This is a genomic window from Pseudomonas benzopyrenica (assembly GCF_036884265.1).
Classification (GTDB): domain Bacteria; phylum Pseudomonadota; class Gammaproteobacteria; order Pseudomonadales; family Pseudomonadaceae; genus Chryseomonas; species Chryseomonas benzopyrenica.
This window is the reverse complement of sequence record NZ_CP145723.1, coordinates 3,157,835-3,174,548: the sequence shown is the minus strand read 5'-3', so window position 1 is coordinate 3,174,548 and position 16,714 is coordinate 3,157,835. Positions and strand designations below refer to the sequence as shown.

The 16,714-nt window shown below is 62.7% G+C and carries 14 protein-coding genes and 1 pseudogene; 5 read left to right on the top strand and 10 right to left on the bottom strand.

What is annotated here, in order from left to right; genetic code table 11:
• From V6W80_RS14910 to V6W80_RS14890, 5 genes are all read right to left on the bottom strand, one after another.
• On the bottom strand, nt 1-324 hold the full coding sequence (locus V6W80_RS14910) for a hypothetical protein (RefSeq protein WP_338544670.1): 324 nt from the start codon (nt 322-324) through the stop codon (nt 1-3).
• Nucleotides 325-688: 364 nt separating this feature from the next.
• Nucleotides 689-1,279, bottom strand: coding sequence for a hypothetical protein (locus tag V6W80_RS14905; protein WP_338544669.1), 591 nt, complete (start codon nt 1,277-1,279; stop codon nt 689-691).
• Nucleotides 1,276-2,688, bottom strand: coding sequence for a replicative DNA helicase (gene dnaB / locus V6W80_RS14900; protein ID WP_338544668.1), 1,413 nt, complete (start codon nt 2,686-2,688; stop codon nt 1,276-1,278). The genes V6W80_RS14905 and dnaB overlap by 4 nt, the downstream gene beginning before the upstream one ends.
• Nucleotides 2,685-3,386, bottom strand: coding sequence for a DUF2786 domain-containing protein (locus tag V6W80_RS14895; RefSeq protein WP_338544667.1), 702 nt, complete (start codon nt 3,384-3,386; stop codon nt 2,685-2,687). Before V6W80_RS14895 ends, dnaB begins: the two co-directional genes overlap by 4 nt.
• A 1-nt stretch (nt 3,387) precedes the next feature.
• Nucleotides 3,388-4,272 carry a ParA family protein gene (locus V6W80_RS14890; protein WP_430707721.1) on the bottom strand — a complete coding sequence of 295 codons (885 nt, stop codon included), beginning with the start codon at nt 4,270-4,272 and terminating at the stop codon, nt 3,388-3,390.
• A gap of 372 nt (nt 4,273-4,644) precedes the next feature.
• On the opposite strand from V6W80_RS14890, the gene V6W80_RS14885 reads away from it, so the two are divergent.
• Entirely contained in the window at nt 4,645-5,124 is a 480-nt protein-coding gene (locus V6W80_RS14885; protein WP_338544666.1) for a hypothetical protein, read from the top strand.
• Between the two features lie 245 nt (nt 5,125-5,369).
• Nucleotides 5,370-5,768, top strand: coding sequence for a hypothetical protein (locus V6W80_RS14880; RefSeq protein ID WP_160923489.1), 399 nt, complete (start codon nt 5,370-5,372; stop codon nt 5,766-5,768).
• 211 nt (nt 5,769-5,979) lie between these two features.
• Here V6W80_RS14880 and V6W80_RS14875 read toward each other — a convergent pair whose 3' ends face one another.
• The 3 genes and pseudogenes from V6W80_RS14875 to V6W80_RS24095 form a co-directional block, all read right to left on the bottom strand.
• Nucleotides 5,980-7,971: a putative bifunctional diguanylate cyclase/phosphodiesterase gene (locus tag V6W80_RS14875; protein ID WP_338544665.1), complete on the bottom strand. Its 1,992-nt coding sequence runs from the start codon at nt 7,969-7,971 to the stop codon at nt 5,980-5,982.
• A gap of 174 nt (nt 7,972-8,145) precedes the next feature.
• Entirely contained in the window at nt 8,146-8,850 is a 705-nt protein-coding gene (locus V6W80_RS24100) for a methyl-accepting chemotaxis protein (RefSeq protein ID WP_430707812.1), read from the bottom strand.
• A gap of 201 nt (nt 8,851-9,051) precedes the next feature.
• Nucleotides 9,052-9,981 (bottom strand): annotated as a pseudogene (locus V6W80_RS24095) (methyl-accepting chemotaxis protein); the annotation flags it as partial.
• 634 nt (nt 9,982-10,615) lie between these two features.
• Here V6W80_RS24095 and V6W80_RS14865 point away from each other — a divergent pair.
• The 3 genes from V6W80_RS14865 (at nt 10,616) to V6W80_RS14855 (ending at nt 14,894) form a co-directional block, all read left to right on the top strand.
• Nucleotides 10,616-10,873 carry a DUF1654 domain-containing protein gene (locus V6W80_RS14865; RefSeq protein ID WP_338544663.1) on the top strand — a complete coding sequence of 86 codons (258 nt, stop codon included), beginning with the start codon at nt 10,616-10,618 and terminating at the stop codon, nt 10,871-10,873.
• 149 nt (nt 10,874-11,022) lie between these two features.
• Nucleotides 11,023-11,547: a GNAT family N-acetyltransferase gene (locus tag V6W80_RS14860; protein WP_338544662.1), complete on the top strand. Its 525-nt coding sequence runs from the start codon at nt 11,023-11,025 to the stop codon at nt 11,545-11,547.
• Between the two features lie 302 nt (nt 11,548-11,849).
• Nucleotides 11,850-14,894: an autotransporter domain-containing protein gene (locus tag V6W80_RS14855; protein WP_430707811.1), complete on the top strand. Its 3,045-nt coding sequence runs from the start codon at nt 11,850-11,852 to the stop codon at nt 14,892-14,894.
• 91 nt (nt 14,895-14,985) lie between these two features.
• On the opposite strand, the gene V6W80_RS14850 is transcribed toward V6W80_RS14855, so the two are convergent.
• The gene (locus V6W80_RS14850) at nt 14,986-15,906 is read right to left on the bottom strand and encodes a substrate-binding domain-containing protein (protein WP_093252682.1); all 921 of its coding nucleotides are present in this window, start codon (nt 15,904-15,906) and stop codon (nt 14,986-14,988) included.
• Nucleotides 15,907-15,920: 14 nt separating this feature from the next.
• Nucleotides 15,921-16,625 carry a methyl-accepting chemotaxis protein gene (locus V6W80_RS24090; protein WP_430707810.1) on the bottom strand — a complete coding sequence of 235 codons (705 nt, stop codon included), beginning with the start codon at nt 16,623-16,625 and terminating at the stop codon, nt 15,921-15,923.
• Nucleotides 16,626-16,714: the final 89 nt, after the last annotated feature.

Here is a 16,714-nt window from a genome sequence, read left to right as displayed (position 1 = left end):
TCATTGGCCTCCCGCCCGTTGCTGGAGCTGGTTGCCCGACTCAATGGCAACGATCTCGGCCAGACCATCGTCCTTGAACAGCAGGTCCAGGGTTTTGATCAGTCCTGCCGCGTCATTCCGGGAGCCGGCGACGCGGAAGACAACGGTGGTGTCGTGGAAGGGACCAGGTGCGGGCTGCTCGACGAGCTGCAGGGGCTCCACGTCGAGCGAATGGCAGACGCTGCAGGCTATGAACTCATCAGCGGTAAGGGGGCGGCGGCAGAGGTGATGGCCGCAATTGCGGCACTGGTGGGTAACCCCAGACAACATGGCTTGCGGGCTCATCGAGCAGCTCCTTGCCGGCTCCCGCCGGCGACAGATAGGAGGGGAGGGCAGGGAAGAAGCACCGGCCTGGTGGCGGTGGCCACCGAGCGCGAAAGGGTGCCGGACGCATCCGGTGGTAAGGTCGGCGGTGCGACCCAAACCCACCCAGACCACAGGAGGTCCGGCATGAAACTTAAAGAGGTACAGACGTACAGCGAATTGGCCGAAGCGATATGGGCAGAGGCCGAGGCACGCTTTGGCCAGGATGAGCACATCGCCGCGCGTGAGTGGTACGAGCAGACCTTCTGCCTTTGCGCATTGGGTGATGCGTTAGCTCTAGCCCAAGGTTGGACGTTGGCAGGTCTGGAAGCCATCGAGTACGCGCTCATTCGTCGTCACTCCTGGCTGCCCGATCAGATCCGGCAACTATCGCCGCGTGATAAGTGGCTATCACTGCATGAGGAACTGGCAGGACTGAAGACGGCCGACGATACGAATCAAGCGTGGCGGGATCGGGAAGCAGCAGACCTAAACGCCAGAGGCTCGTCAGAGGACGTGTGGCATGCGTATCCCCGGGGATTCCCCATTCCATGAATGGATGGTCCTGAATCTCGTAGAGATGCCATGGGTAGGCCGCCTCGATGACGTTGATGGAAAGCACGTCCTGGGTGACCCGCACGAGATGACGCCAGCGCGCGCGACCTCCGAACTTCGAGTCGTAGTGGAGTACATAGCGTTGCGGCCGCGATACCAGCCCCTGCGTGACCAGCAGGTTTGCCCAGTCGTTGGGTTTCAACTGCTGAGGTAGGTGATTCAGCTCGATGTTCAGGCCCGCGGCAAGCCAGGCGTCCTCGATCCACAAGCTGTCTTCCATCCACCACGCAGAGGGGCAGGGTGATTTTTCCAAACCCTCAATGGCGAGCTTTTGCAGCAGCGGGATCAGCGACTCGGTGGTGAAATCGATCAGCGGGATCATGCGCTCATCTCCTGCCAGGCCTGCGCGCTCAGGTTCTCGAAGCGCGTCTGCTTGGCGATGAAGGCGGCGCGGACCGTGCCGACTTCGCCGTTGCGGTGTTTGCCAACGATCAGCTCAGCAATGCCCTTGAACTCGGTTTCCGGGTCGTAGTACTCGTCGCGGTACAGGAACATGATCACGTCCGCGTCCTGCTCGATGGCGCCGGACTCACGCAGATCGGCAAGGCCAGGCCGCTTGTTCGGTCGAGACTCCAGTCCCCGGTTGAGCTGGGAGAGCGCGATGACCGGGCACTTCATCTCTTTGGCGAGTGCCTTGAGCGAGCGGGAGATCTCGGCGATCTCGTTGGCGCGGTTCTCCTGACCTTCGCATCGCATCATCTGCAGGTAGTCGACCAGGATCAGGGCAGGCGGGCCGAAACGTCGCGCCGCCCGACGAGCACGGGCCCGTAGCATCGTGGGGGACAGACCGGCCTGGTCGTCGATGACTAGGCGATCGCCAAAGCTGTTGATGGTGTTGACGGCCATGGTCAACTTCGGCCAGTCCTCATCCTCGAGTTGCCCGCTCTTGAGCTTCGTGGCATCGATACGACCTATGATCGCCACTAGCCTGAGCATCAGCTGCTCCGCCGGCATCTCCAGGCTGTAGACCTGTACCGATTTGTTCTGCGCATGCTGGAGCGCACTGGTAATGCAGTTGAGCAAGAAGGCGGTTTTGCCCATGGCTGGGCGGGCACCGACGATGATTAGGTCGGTGTCCTGCCATCCCGAAGTGAGGGTGTCCAGGTCGTTTAGGCCCGAGGGAACACCCGTCACCGGCATCGGGTTGTTGAAGCGCTCGTCGATGGTGTCTATCAGCTTGCTCAACGTTGCCGTGACGTTGCAGAACTCGGCGCCCTTACGATCTTGCCCGAGCGCGAACAGTCGTTGCTCGGTCTGCTCCTGCACTTCGGCGGCATTGGCACCCGGAGCTGACGCCTCGCGGCTGCTGGCAAAGCCCAGCAGGATCAGGCGGCGCAGGTGCGCTCGCTGGGCGACGATCTCCGCGTACGCGACGATGTTGGCCACCGAGGGGGTGTCCTTGGCCAAGGTCCCCAGATAGGCCAGGCCGCCCACCTCATCGACGTCGGGCATCACCTCCGCGAGGGTCACGACATCGAAGGGCCGCGACTGCGAGGCGAGCGTGGCGATTCGCCGAAAGATGAGCTGGTGGTGGCGGAAGAAGAAGTCTTCCTCCAGTAGCACGTCAGCGATAAGGTCCCAGGTGCTGTTGTCGAGCATCAGTCCGCCTAGGACGGACTGTTCGGCCTCTTGGGAGTGAGGCGGGACCAAGCCGGCTGCTACGCGTTCTGCGTCTGAGACATAGGTGGAGTGATCGTTGGCGGGGGCTTCCAGGAGCTGAATGACGCTCATGGCTGACCTCCCGGTGTAACTCGGTCATGCCGCTCGCCTACGCAACGGTGAAGCTGTGCGTGAGCTCCAAGCTGAAAGCCTTGGTAGCGCGCGCGCACGTCGTGGCCTTTGGCCTCAAGGTGCTCGAGCTCTACGGTGGTCAGGTCAGGATGGTGAACGGCCAGGTAGGCATCGATGACGCGCTGGGTCTCGTCTGGTTTGCCCTTGGCGAACTGGTGGACCTTGACGCTAACTGCTTCGATCCAGCCTTCGGCGAAGACCTGGCCACGGCGGCGTTTGGTGGCCAGCTTGCAGCGAGTTTGACTGCGGACGAACACCTTGCGAGCGGCCAGGAGTTGCTGGTGGAGTGCGGAATAGGCGTAGCTGGCCATCTCAGGCCCGATACCGATGCCGACGAACTTGAAGGCCCACCCCAGGCGCTGATCGCGAAAGGCCAGGGGATCGCAATCGAATGCCTGGGCGCACGCCAATGCGAGCTGGTGAAGCCAATGGGCGGGCGCTTTGCGTGTGCCGGTGGCAACGACTGCTTCGCTGGCCAGCACTGCCTGGACGTCAGCATCCATGAGGTTGTGCTGCTGCATGAGCTTGCGTGCTTGACGCAGCGCGATCTCAGCTTCGTTCGGCGCGGCGCCGGCGTCCTTGGCCAGAGCGAAGCACTTGGCGACGCGCTCCAGGATCTTCTGCTTGTTGGCGTCCATCTCACTTGCCCTCTCTCACCAGGGCATGCACGGCCGATTCGTTCAAGGCCATGAAGCGCTCAGTCCACTCTGGGAAGAGTTCGATGGCGAGGTCACGTATGACCTGCAGGGCCGCTGGGGCCTTCCGGTCAGAAGGCTGTCGGTATTCAAGGCGATGAGCTGGGATGCCACGGGTCGCGGATTCTCGGTAGACGACCGCTTTGGGCATGATGGTGCTTGTAACTTGGATGTCAGCATGACCGCTGAAGGTCTCGCGGATCGTCGCGTCCAGCTGGCGAGCGTCCGAGGTGAGATCCAGACCATTCACTACAGCCTTGATGGGCGGAACCGGCAGCCCAAGGCGGGCATAGGGTCTGAGTCCGTCCAGCATCTGCAATGTGCCGCGGTTAAATTCGCGGGCGGACAGCATTTCAGGGGGGAGGGGGGAAACGGCGAGATCCGAAGCGAGCATCACCATCTCTAGGAGCACGGTACGGGCGCCCTGCGTGTCGATCAGCACCAGGTCGAAGTCGTTCTGAAAGATGTCCTTGAGATGAGCCAGGCGAAGCCGGCCATCGGGCGCCTGCAGGAGGAGGTTGATCAGGTGATTGTGCGGGTCGTTGGAATAGATCAGCGACAAGTTCTGGATGTTGGTCTTGGAGACGATGCGATCGAGGCGGGTCTCGTTGCTGGCGATCAGCTCGAAGACGCCGCAGGGGGCGGGCTCGACGAGATCGTAGTAGGACGAGAGGGAAGGCTGGACAGGATCCAGATCAATCAGCAGGGTTCGTAGCCCTGCATCGGCACAGAAAGCGCCTAGGTTGGCGGTCTTGGTGGTTTTACCTGTACCGCCCTTGGTCGAAATCGCAGATGTGGTTTTCAAATTCGCAGCCTCTAATGGGTTCATTAGAGGCCGCTTGTTTTCGTACCAGGACGCCTTGCGTCTAGGGGCAGCGGCGGATCAAAAGCAATTGGCTTTTAACCAATTGGTCGTAGGTTCGAATCCCACACGACCCACCATCTTCACCAGAAACCCTCCGCAAGGAGGGTTTTTGCGTTTCAGGGTGTTTGAAAGGCCGCGATCGGTACGTTTGATCCCTGGTTACACTGTCGCTTGCCCACTGAATGATGTGGCAGAGGCGTGACGATCCTTGCCGTGTCAGGCCATGAGTCGAGAAGAAGGCTTGCATACCGCAAGATCTTACGATCTGGGTGCGTTCTACTTAACCGACCCGCCACCTCAGGGTGCACTTTCTTCACACCATCACGGAGCACGGCAATGAGCCCAGATAGCAGCGAAGTGACAGAGGGTTTCCTCCTGCTAGGGTACGCAGATGCCCGGTTGTTGAAGCTTTACCGAACTGGTGAAGTGGACACCCTTGAACTGGTGCGTGATATGGCTTCGCTGACCCTCAACGCCGAGGGCAGTGGGGAAGCGGTACCTGTTTATGAGCAGACCCTTGCCTACGACTCCTTGCCCCAGGCGTGCATGAACAAGACCATTTGCCTTGCCGGAGCGAATGAGGAAGGCGCTATGGATACGCTGATTCGGCATCTTGAAGAGGGTCGCGCCGAAGGCCTTGAATTGCATCCGTTCGATGAGCATGAGCAGCGACTGGATCTGCCGGAGGAGGAGTTCGCGGATTACTCCGAAGAAGATCTGATTGAAGCCACGCGCCTGGCCATGGCGGAGCTCGCAGCTGATGAGGAGGCTAGCGGAGCGAGTTACCAGGGGCTGCCTCCCAGGTCCAAGCGCTAAGGGTTCTCGTAAAGCTGCCTTGATCAGCCTTTAGCCAAGATGGTAGGTCCTCACACCCTGCGGAGGATTGGCAACGGAGCCAGGAGCGCCTGACTGTCCGGCAGGCATTGAGCGAATGGCGTACCCAACGAAGTCCCGCTGCAAAAAAGGACGTAGTGGCAATTGGCTACTCCGACAGGTAAGGTTAATAACCTTAACATCGACCTGTGTCATCCTTAGTACCTTCTCAGCCTTTTCTCGTACGTATGACTGCCTCACGAAGACCTCCCCGCGGCGCGGGCCGCACCGCCAAGCCCGATTCGCTCCGCGCTGCCCACGAGCAGATCACCCGCAACAGCGGCACGCTCGCCGATATCGCCGATCTTATCGAGATGGAGGGCAAGGCCAGGCCTGGGCGGCAGCAACCTGACCCTTCCAAGCGCTCCCGTTCCGCAGCCGACAGCCCGACCGGTACGCCCCAGGCGAAGACGGTGGAGCAGGGCAGTCATGGCTCTTTCCTCGCGCAGCCAGTGTTCGGAATCCCATTGCTGGCGCTGCTGGTTTGCACACTGATCCTGGGCGCTGCCGTCGGGGTGCCTCTCGGTGTGGTGACCTACGGAACCGCGCTCTACACGGCGGTGCTGGACGGAATGGCGATCTTCTAGGTTCTGTAAGAAAAATCGCCGAGCGAAGGTCAGGCGAGGCGAAAAAGGCTGAGGAAGCGGAGTTTACGAGCGGTAAATGAGCATTCCGAAGCCTGTTTCAACGAAGCGTCACCGAGCGTAGGCATTTTTCGTACAAAACCTAGGCAGTCTGTGGTGGGGCGTCGTCGTCGCCGCTCGGAACGAGGCGAGGGCAGTGGCTGGTTCTTGCGCGTCAGGCTTCCAGAGACGCCGTAAGCTGCCGCTCCTGGCCATCCGGATCTGCCTCGGGTCTGCCCAGCAGATAGCCCTGGGCGAGCCGCACGCCCAGGTGTCGCAGCTGCGCCAACTGATCAGCAGTTTCCACGCCCTCGCAGAGCACTTCCAGTTTCATGGCCTCGCCGAGCAACAGCAGGGAAGTCAGGACCTGGCCGCGCTGTTCTTCATCCTTGATCGCCAGAATCCGGCGATCAAGTTTGATCAGCTGAAAGGGCAGCTCCAGGATGGGGCCCAATCCAGCATAGCCACTGCCGAAATCATCCAGGGCCATGCGGATGCCCAGCAACTGGAGGAGGGCGAAGGACTGACGGGTCTTGGTATCTATGACCAGTTCCACGCCTTCGGTGACTTCCAGGACCAGCCGACTGGGGGCGAGACGGGAGAGCCTGAGCGCCGCGGATACCCGTTCGTGCAGCATGGGGTCGGCGAACTGCAGCGGTGAAAGATTGATGGAAACGCTCAGGTGAGGCGGCCACTGGCTGGCTGCCAGGCAGGCCTCCTTCACTACCCATTCGCCCAAGGCGATGATGAAGTTGCCCTGTTCGGCCAGCGGAATGAAGATGTCCGGCGATACCATGCCGAGGGTGGGGTGGTTCCAGCGCAGCAGCGCCTCGTAGCCGATCACCTGCTGCGGCTGAACGCGATAGATGGGTTGGTAGTGCAGCAGGAATTCATTACTGGCGAGTCCCTTGCGGACATCGTCAGGCGTGAGCAATGCCGCATGCTCCAGAGGCGCACCCAGGACCGCCTCGACACCACCTTCGAACACCCGATCACGGCCATCGCGTTTGGCGCGGTAGAGGGCTCGATCCGCACAATCCAGCAGATCGTACGCAGTACTCAAGCCGACAATGCCGCTACGCGCGATGCCTATGCTGACGGTGACATAGGTCTTGTCGTCTTGACGCCCCTGATGCGGAATCTGCAGGTCACGAATGCGTTGCAGGATGGTTTCCGCCGCAGCGAGTGCCTGAGCCGGACCGACGTGCCTGAGGATGACGACAAACTCTTCGCCCCCGTAACGGCCAACCAGGTCGCCAGCGCCCAGGCCGACTGCCAGGGTGGTAGCCACGGTGCGTAGGCATTCGTCGCCGGCGAGGTGGCCATAGTGATCGTTGTAGCGCTTGAAATGATCCACGTCGATCAGGAGCACGGCGCCTTGCTCACCTGCCAGGCGCGATTGCCAGAAGGCTTCTAGCAGCGGACGCAACTGACGGCGATTGGCGAGGCCGGTGAGCGAATCCGTTTCCGAGAGGATCTGCAGGTCCTGGTTGGCCGAATTCAAGGACGCCAGACGGACTTCTTCGCGCAACTTGTACAGATAGGTGCGACGACCCTCGACATTGAGCCAGTAACTGGCCAGGAGGGAAAAGAACGCCATCACGACGGCATTGGTGATCATCAAGCCGCCCACGATGGCCGATACGGGGGCTTCGTGAACGGCGATGCAGATGACGGTTAGCGCGAAGCCGTTGAACGCAAGGGCAGGCGGCAGAGCGCTCTTCATGCAGGTGTTGACGAAGGTGAGCATCAGCGGCCAGGTGAAAATGAACAGCGTCTGGTTCACTTCCTTGCCGGCCGGGCCATTGATCACCAAGTTGTAGACCACCAGCAGACCGACGTAGAACGGTAGCAAGGCCAGAGCTTCACGCCAACGAACGGGGACTACCCGCAGCAGGCAGATGACTAGCAGTGTGAAGGGGGTGGCTATTCCCAGCATCTGGCCGGCTGCCCACGGCAGGGCATCTTCCATCAGCAGCCACCACCAGAGCAGGAAGCTGTTGTAGCTCAGGGTCCCGATGAGGAGGCAGCGCGTGAGATGGCGGCTACGCTGTTCATGGATGTCCTGATGAAACAAGCGCTCCAGCACCGGCGCGAAGGAAAAGGGCCCCACGGGCACGGCAAGCGTCTGATCGACAAGCCGACCAAGCTCTGGAGAGGTTTTCATAGGGGGTCCGGCTGACAGGGTGAATAGCAAGGTCCGAAGGCTGACGTTTGGTGGCAATATGATGGCACTTTGTGACCGGCCTCTCGGTTAGAGATTCAGCCCACATGACCGGCGGTTGAGTTGGAGAACCTGACGGCTTGCCCCCTCCGCACCGCGGAGGAGGCTAGGGTCTTTTCAGACCTTGAAGCGCGCGGTTGTCTCCTGCAGCCGTACCCCGATACGTGCCAGTTCCAGGCTCGACGAAGCCGTCTCTTCACTGGCCGCAGCGGTCTGTTCGGAGATGTCGCGGACAGTGGTCACGCTGCGGCTGATCTCTTCGCCCGCCGCACCCTGCTGTTCCGCGGCGCAGGCGATCTGGCCGTTCTTCGACTCGATGTCCTTGACCGACTGGGTGATCCGCTTGAGCATCTCGCCCGCCTCGCGGGACAGGCCGACGCTGCTGTCGGTCAACTGCACGTTATGGTCGAGCACCGTCGCCATGCGGTCGGTGCTCTGGTGCAGACCGGTGATGAGCTGGGCGATCTCGTCGGTCGAGGAGCGGGTACGCTGGGCCAGACCGCGGACCTCGTCGGCGACCACGGCGAAGCCGCGTCCCGCCTCGCCTGCGCGGGCGGCTTCGATGGCGGCATTGAGCGCCAGCAGATTGGTCTGTTCGGCCACGGCCTTGATCACGTCGAGCACGCCGCCAATGCTGTCGGCGTGGCCGCGCAAGGTGGTCATGGCGATCTTGGTCGACGCCATCTCGCTAGCCAGCAGCTCGATCTGGGCGACGGCCTTGCTGACGGCCTGGTCGCCCTGCTGAGCCTGCTGACTGGCTTCCAGCGCCGAGCGAGCGGCTGCCCCGGCATTGCGCGCCACCTCGTGGGTAGTCGCCGTCATTTCCTGCATCGCGGTGGCGATCTGATCGGTTTCGCTCTTCTGGGATTGCACGCCGGCGCTGGTCTGTTCGGTAACCGCCGAGAGCTGTTCGGCGGCACTGGCAACCTGGACGACGCCGTCCTTCATCTCGCCGATCAGCCCACGCAGGTTGGTGGTCATCTGCTGCATGCTGATCTGTAGCGCGCCCAGTTCGTCCTTGCGGGTCACTTCCAACTGACGGGTGAAATCGCCGTTGGCGACCGTTTGCGCCAGGAGGACGGTGTCCTTCAGAGGGTGGACGATGGACCGGGTGATCAGCCAGGCGCCGATGAGGCCCAGGGCGATCGCGATGGCCAGCCATACCAGCAACAGCTGACGTGCACCGCTTACATCCGTCAGCTGCAATTCCTTCTGGATCGCGGTGAGCTTGTCGGCAATCGACAGCAGCGACGTGATGGTCGTGGTGATACCGGCCTGGCCCTGATCCACCTGTACCTGGGTGGTGATCAGTTGCTGCAGGCGCTGCTGGTAGCCCGCGATTTCATTGCCAAGTGTCTGCAAGGCCTCGGTCGGCAGGCCGCTGGTCGTGCCGAGCAGCTTGACCTTTGCCTGAATCTCATCCAAGGCGCGGTGGGCAGCGCTCTCGTTTTCCTTGCTGGGCGTGGTGGCATAGCTACGCAGGGCAATGCGCATCTGCTGCAAATCGATGAAGAGGGCCGCCACCTGCTGGCGGTCTTCGAAACGCCCCTCCTGGGCATTGGCTGCTGTGGCCAGGGCCAGCAGATAGGTGTTGGCCGCTTCCGCCGTGGCGGTGGCAGCCTGCTGGACGGCCGCGCGTTCGCGGGTTGCCGTCACCACCTGGTTGTAGAAGTCCCGATAGCGCTTGAGGGCGGCCTTGGCTTCGCTCAGCAGGGCTTCGTTGGCCTTCGAATTGAAGTTGGGCGTGACGTTCTGCAACTGAACCTCGATCTTGTCGAGCGCGGCCAGCCATTTGGCCGCCTGGGTATCGTCGGCCTTGACGATATAGACGAGCCGCTCGATGCGCATGTCGCGCGCCAGGGTACTGAATCCGGAGATATCGCTGATCCTTTCACTGCGGTCGCGCAGGGCGTCCGTGGCCTGCCATCCGGTATAGGCCACCAGCAGGATCATGCCAATGAGTAGGGAGAAACCAAGCGTCAGCTTGGCCCGAACGCTGATGTTGCTGAGGAGATTCCAGCCATTGTGCTGCATGGTGACTACCTGGATAGGGGGCGGGGTTGAGTGAACCTCAGCCAGACATACATTTTTTTGTTATCGCAATACCCATCGGTGTAAGAGGGCACCTGGAATAGCTAGCGCGATGGAGTGTGATCTTTTGCTACCAGCCGCTCACCAGATCTGTGGCGGCGGTCAGCCCGGCGGCGGACGTCTTTACGGACAGCCTGAATGTTGCGAGTTAGTCTGACCTTAGAAGTTAAAAAGTGATCCAGGTCACATCTTTTGGGGGGATGGCTGGCGGTTATCCCTGGATAGACGGCTTATTGCCATCATGGGTGATGGCTCGGGGCTGATCAGCCGAACGCAGGCGGAGTTGGAGCCATGACCTTGACTCTGGGCCACCAGCGAATCGAGGCGCTTGGCTTAGAGCGTTCGTCTGGCGTCAGGGTAGGGGTGCTTGCTAGGCGATAGCCGTTCGGCGCTGGGCACCTCTGCTCGCACCACCGGTTCTGCTGGTGTCCGGAAACTTGCCAGTCGCCTGGATCGAGGGCTACTGTGTAAATAGACAGTTATGGAGCCTGTGCCCATGGCTCATATGCCCATGGCTCATAGCCAGCCGCCCCAGCCGACCTCCTATGAGCGCCTGACGATGCGAGTGTCGCGGCTGGTCAACAATGCGCGCGGGGTCCTCGACAAGCACGTGCACGTGGAGCGTCTGGCGGCGAGCAGTGAGGACTGGGCACTGTTGCTGGAAGCCTTTGGCGAGACCGAAGGCCTGATCGTGGCCCATCGCGATGACGGTAGCATCGACCTGTTCTGGAGGGTCAGCTACGACGACTACTGAGCGACGGCGCGGCCGACAGCGCCGGACAGGCGTCGCACGACGTGCCGGATCGTGACCTTGTCGCAGGTCGAGAGCTGGCAACGTCACGGCCGTGCAGTAGGGCTGGCTTAGATGCCATTTCAGGGATCGTCGCTTGGAAGGAGATCAGGATGGACATCCAGCGCTTGGGAACGGCCTGGGCTCCTGCCTATCGGCAGCTGATGTTGGAGGCTTACACCGCACATCCGGAGGCCTTCACTTCGAGCCCGCAGGAGCGGGAAAGTCTGCCGCTCAGTTGGTGGGAGGGTCGTCTGCAGGAAGGCGCCCAGGCGCGCGAGCGGGTCTGGGGTGCGACCCAGGGCGCGGATCTGCTGGGCGTTGTCGGCCTTGGCCTCGAGACGCGGGAAAAGGGCCGGCACAAGGCGACCCTGTTCGGGATGTACGTGCCCATCCGGTACCGGCGCCTGGGCATAGCGAAGGCTTTGCTGGACGAGCTGCTGGCCCATGCGCAGGAGCTATCCAGGCTCAGGGTCATTCAGCTCACGGTCACCGAAGGCAACCATGCCGCTCAGGCGCTCTATGAACAGGCGGGCTTCACGGTCTTTGGCCGCGAGCCGCTGGCAGTCGCTGTGGGCAATACCTTTGTTACCAAGCTGCACCTCTGGTGTGATCTGGACACCCTGAGGCGCCGCTAGCGCTCAGGCGCTGGACCGCGTGACCGGGACCGGGACCGGGACCGGGACCGGGACCGGGACCGGGTCAGGCTCAGGGCTTTCAGCCAGCGGCACTATCGGCAGCGACCCGGGGCATGCCTTTCCTGCCTCGACCCTGGGTCGCCGTTCTGTACTCTATAAGATGTCGTAAAACCGCCTCGAAAGAATCGTCATAGCGTCACATCTGCCCTCTAGGCTCGCCGCCCCAGACAACTTGTAACAAGTTGTATCAAAGAGGCTAAGGGGAAGAGTCGGTGAAACGTTCAGGCAATAAACCCGCGGTAATCACGGCCGTGTTCACGGCATCACTGCTGGCGGTGTCGGTGCAGGCCGCTAGCCGCTCGGGTAGCAATGCCACCAATGGGGTCGATCTGCTGTCGGGATACAGTAAGCTCTGGACGCCGGGCGCCACCTGGAATACTGGATCCCCGATCGCCCTGGGCGCGCCCATCCTGCAGCGTAACGTGCAGTATGTGATCGATCTGTCCCACACCCGTACCCACGACCAGGAAGTGGCCGCCTATTACGACGACCGTCGTGACCAGAGCTACAGCCTGATCAGTGGCCTGGGTCCCTTGGCCGAGGCCTATCGAGTCGGCGCGGGAGCCTTCACCACCATTCCCCAATTCGACGCCTCGACCCAGACGGTCAAGTACGAAGACCAGGGCAATGGCTCGGGCGACATCCATTCGCGCCTGGGCAAGGTCGCCCAACTGGTCAAGGCGATTCGCGACGACGCCTCCACCAGTTCGGCGAAGAACTTCTATCAGTATCCTCGGCCCTGGAGGCAAACCAGCGAAGACATCGTGGCGCCGTCCCTGCGTCCGGCGCGCAGCCAAACGCCCGCGAGCGATGGCGGCTTTCCCAGCGGCCATACCAATGCGGCCTATCTGGCCGGCATCGGCTACGGCTACGCCGTGCCTCAGCGCCTGGGAGAGGAACTCTTCCGCGCCTCTGAGCTGGGCAACAATCGCATCGTCGCCGGCATGCACTCGCCGCTGGACGTGATCGGTGGGCGCATCACCGCTACCTATTTCGCCATCGACAACCTGGTCAACAACGCCCAGTTGCGCAGCGATGCCTTCGCCCAGGCCCAGGCCTACTTCGCTCAGCAGTGTGGCGGCGACATCAACAACTGCGTGGCTCAAGTCGATCCGGCTACCGACCAGCAGTCGCAGCACGCGCGGGACCGGGCGCTGTACACCGCCCGCATGACCTACGGCTTCGCCCCCGTTGGCCCGACCAATCTGGCGCCGGTGGTACCGGTCAATGCCGAGGTGTTGCTGGAAACGCGCTTCCCTTATCTCAGCGCCAGCCAGCGCCGCGACATCCTGGCTAGCACCGAGTTGTCCTCGGGCTATGTGGTCATCGACGAATCCAACGGCTACGGTCGGCTCAACCTGATGGCTGCGGCCGATGGCTACGGCGCCTTTAACGGCAACGTCAGCGTCAACATGGATGCGAGCCAGGGTGGCTTCAACGTCCTCGATGCCTGGCGCAACAACATCGGTGGCAGCGGCAGCCTGACCAAGAATGGCAGTGGCGAACTCACCCTCACTGGTCTCAACACCTACAGCGGTGGCACGCTGATCAATGGCGGTACCCTGCGTGGCCACGCCCAGGCCTTCGGCAGCGGCGACATCACCGACAACGCCACCCTGATACTGGAGCAGTCGGTCAACGACAGCCTAGCCAACAGACTGCATGGCACTGGCAGCCTGGTGAAGACCGGGGTCGGCTCCCTGAGCTTGACCGGCAATAGCGATTTCGCCGGTACCACCCGCATCGATCAGGGTCGCCTGGCCATCAATGGCAACCTCGGCAACTCGGCGGTCACCGTCAATACCGGCGCCACCCTGGGCGGTAACGGCAGTCTGGCCAGTCTTCACGTGGCCCAGGGCGGCATTCTCGCCCCCGGCAACTCGGTAGGGCAGCTCGACGTCAACGGCAACGCCACCCTCGACCAAGGCTCGATCTATCAGGTCGAGACCGATGCCAGCAACCGCGCCGATCGCCTGGTCGCCACGGGCAGCATCGCCGTCAACGGCGCCACCCTGGCACTGGTTTCCAGCCCCTACTGGCAGCCCCTGGACAGCTATCAGCTACTTAGCGCCGGTAACCGCCTGAGCGGTCGCTTCGGGCAGATCCAATCCGATTTCGCCTTCCTCACCCCGACGCTGAGCTATAGCGCCAACCAGGCGATCCTAAGCCTGCCACGCAATGGCGTGGGCTTCGCCGACCTGGCCGATGGCCGCAATGCCCGGTCCGCTGCAGAGGGGCTGGATAAGGCCGGCGCCGGCAATGCGCTGTGGAGTCAGGTCGTCGCGACCAACGCCACTGGTGCTCGCTCGACCTTCCAGAGCCTGGGCAACGAACTGCATGCCTCGACTAAGACGGTGTTGGTGGAGGACAGCCGTCTGGTACGCAACGCCATGGCCGAGCGTCTGCACGACGCCCAGGACGACGCTCCGTCCGGTTCCGGCATCCAGGGCCTGGCCGGCAGCCCCGAGCGCGGCTTGGTCTGGACCCAGGCGCTCGGTGCCTGGGGCCGCAACGACGGCAGTCGCGACGCCAGCAGCCTGGACAGCCACAGCCATGGCTTGCTGATTGGCGGTGACATCCCGCTGGACAACGGCTGGCGCGTCGGGGGGCTGGTGGGCTTGGGTCATACCGATCTGGATCTGCGCGACGAATCCGGCTCGCTCGACAGCACCAACTACCACCTGGGGCTCTATGCCGGCCAGCATTGGGATGCCTTCAGTCTCAAGCTGGGCCTGGCCCACAGCTGGCATTCGGTGGCGGCGCAGCGCGACCTGGCGGTCCTCGGCAGCAATCAGCACCTGGCGCCGGACTATGACGCCGACACCACCCAGGCCTTTGGCGAACTGGCCTATCGGATCGACGCGGGCAGCCTGAACCTCTCGCCCTTCGCCAACCTGGCCCAGGTGCACCTGCGGACCGACGGCTTCCACGAGCGCAGTGGTGCCTTGGCGCTGGACAATCCGCGGCAGAACACCGACGTGACCTTCAGCACCCTCGGTCTGCGCCTGGCGAGCAAACCGCTAGGTGACTGGAAGGTGGTGCCGAGCGCCACCCTGGGCTGGCGCCATGCCTTTGGTGATACCACGCCCGAGCACGAGGCGGCCTTCGCCGGTGGGCCGGATTTCAAACTGATGGGGGCGCCCATCGCGCGTGAGTCCGCCGTGATGCAGGGCGCGCTGGACATGGCGCTGAGCGAGACGGTGTCGCTAGGCCTGGGCTATGACGGGCAACTAAGTGGCCGGACCAAGGACCAGGACCTCAAGGCTCGACTCAGCTGGCGATTCTGAACGGGGCGTGCCAAGTGCCGGAACGGGCAGGGCGCGCAGTTAAGCGCGAGGCGAGGCCGCCGAAGAAGGACGGCCCCGCTGCGGCCAGGGGCTAGAAAGACGCCAGGTTGTCCGGGGTGATCAGCTGAAAGGGCACCTGGGTGAGCGTGTTGCTGGTGGGGCCATTGGCCAGGCGCAGCGCCATGTCCACCGCGCCTTCGCCCTGGCCCTTGGCATCCTGCAGGACGCTGACCGCCAGCTTGCCCGCGCGCATTTCCTGCAACCCGTCGGGGGTGCCGTCGATGCCGCCCACCAGGTATTGCGCCAGCGGCTTGCCGGCCTTTTCCAGCCCCCGGATCGCACCGATGGCCATCTCGTCGTTGTTGGCGGCGACGATGTCGAAGGCCACGCCCTTGTTGACCCACTGCATGACGAGATCGGTAGCCTCGCTGCGCTGCCAGTTGGCCGAGGCCTTAACCACGACCTGCATGTCCGGGTACTTGGCCACCACCTTCTCGACGCTTTCGGTACGCAGCTTGGTCGCCGGGTGGTGCGATTCGCCCATCAGGATCGCCACCTTGCCCTTGTAGCCGGCGCGGCGGGCCAGCTCCTCCATCTGCATCGTCGCGGCTTCCACCTCGTCCGAACCGACGAAGCCCGCATAGGCCGGCAACGGCGAGACATTGGGGCGATAGTTGATGAACACCAGCGGCACCTTGCTGCTCATCGCCAGGGACAGCATCTCCTGGGTGTTGCTGTCATCGATGAGATTGACGATGACCGCATCGACCCGGGCGGCGATCAGGTTGCGGTACTGGCGTAGCTGCAAGGCGCTGTCGCTACTGGCGTTTTCCAGGAACAGATCGGCGTCCAGGGTACGGGCGCGTTCCTCGACATTATTGATCAGCGCGGTACGGAAGTTGTCGCGCTTGGAGGTCAAAACGCCGATTAGCGGGGCACTGGCCTGGGCCACGTTGACGCAGGTGGCGGCCAGCATGAAACCGGCGAGGAGACGAAGCGTTGGCTTGAACATGAGTCGATCCCCGATCAGACACTGAAACGTTGCAGCAGCTCGCGCTGCCGGCTGGCCATGAGCGAAAGGTCCTCGCTGCTGTGCGCGGCGCGCTCGGCGCCTTCTGCAGCCCGGAGCGCGGCGTCGTTGATCTGCACCATCATGCGGCTGGTTTGCTGCACGGTGGCGCTCTGCTCTTCGGTCGCGGCGGCAATCTGGGTGTTCATCTCGCGGATGGTGCCGACCGCCTGGCTCATGTTCTGCAGGGCTTCGCGGGTGGAGGAGGCCAGTTGCACGCACTCCCCGGACTGGGCGCGACTCACCCCCATGATGTCCACCACCGAGTGGATCTTCTGCTGCATCTGTTCGATCTGCTGCTGGATCTCGCTGGTGGAGCTCTGGGTGCGACTGGCGAGGGAGCGTACCTCGTCGGCGACCACGGCGAAGCCGCGCCCCTGTTCACCGGCGCGGGCGGCTTCGATGGCGGCATTGAGCGCCAGCAGGTTGGTCTGCTCGGCGATATTGCGGATGGCATCGACGATGCCGTCGATGCTCTGGCCATAGCCCTGCAGTTCATCGGTGGCCTGGGCGGCGACCTGGATCTGCTGGGCCTGACGCTGGATGCTGTCGATGGTCTCGGCGACGGTGGTGCCGGTCGCGGTGCTCAGCTCGAAGGTGTGGTCCACGGCATCCTTGGTGTCGAGCGCGCGCTGGGCCACCTCGGCCACGGTGCTTTCCATCTGGGTCATCGCCGAGGCGGCGGACCCGAGGCGTTCGGTCTGCTCCTCCACGGCGCGGGTGGTGCTGGCGCTGATGTCGGCATTGGCCT

Excerpts from the sequence above, each read along its gene's own strand:
- dnaB (WP_338544668.1), bottom strand. The coding sequence starts at position 2,688 with ATGAGCGTCATTCAGCTCCTGGAAGCCCCCGCCAACGATCACTCCACC.
- V6W80_RS14885 (WP_338544666.1), top strand. The coding sequence starts at position 4,645 with ATGAGCCCAGATAGCAGCGAAGTGACAGAGGGTTTCCTCCTGCTAGGG.
- V6W80_RS14880 (WP_160923489.1), top strand. The coding sequence starts at position 5,370 with ATGACTGCCTCACGAAGACCTCCCCGCGGCGCGGGCCGCACCGCCAAG.
- V6W80_RS14895 (WP_338544667.1), bottom strand. The coding sequence starts at position 3,386 with ATGGACGCCAACAAGCAGAAGATCCTGGAGCGCGTCGCCAAGTGCTTC.
- V6W80_RS14850 (WP_093252682.1), bottom strand. The coding sequence starts at position 15,906 with ATGTTCAAGCCAACGCTTCGTCTCCTCGCCGGTTTCATGCTGGCCGCC.
- V6W80_RS14905 (WP_338544669.1), bottom strand. The coding sequence starts at position 1,279 with ATGATCCCGCTGATCGATTTCACCACCGAGTCGCTGATCCCGCTGCTG.
- V6W80_RS14860 (WP_338544662.1), top strand. The coding sequence starts at position 11,023 with ATGGACATCCAGCGCTTGGGAACGGCCTGGGCTCCTGCCTATCGGCAG.
- V6W80_RS14865 (WP_338544663.1), top strand. The coding sequence starts at position 10,616 with ATGGCTCATATGCCCATGGCTCATAGCCAGCCGCCCCAGCCGACCTCC.
- V6W80_RS14890 (WP_430707721.1), bottom strand. The coding sequence starts at position 4,272 with ATGAACCCATTAGAGGCTGCGAATTTGAAAACCACATCTGCGATTTCG.
- V6W80_RS14910 (WP_338544670.1), bottom strand. The coding sequence starts at position 324 with ATGAGCCCGCAAGCCATGTTGTCTGGGGTTACCCACCAGTGCCGCAAT.
- V6W80_RS24090 (WP_430707810.1), bottom strand. The coding sequence starts at position 16,625 with ATGGAAAGCACCGTGGCCGAGGTGGCCCAGCGCGCGCTCGACACCAAG.
- V6W80_RS14875 (WP_338544665.1), bottom strand. The coding sequence starts at position 7,971 with ATGAAAACCTCTCCAGAGCTTGGTCGGCTTGTCGATCAGACGCTTGCC.
- V6W80_RS24100 (WP_430707812.1), bottom strand. The coding sequence starts at position 8,850 with ATGACGGCGACTACCCACGAGGTGGCGCGCAATGCCGGGGCAGCCGCT.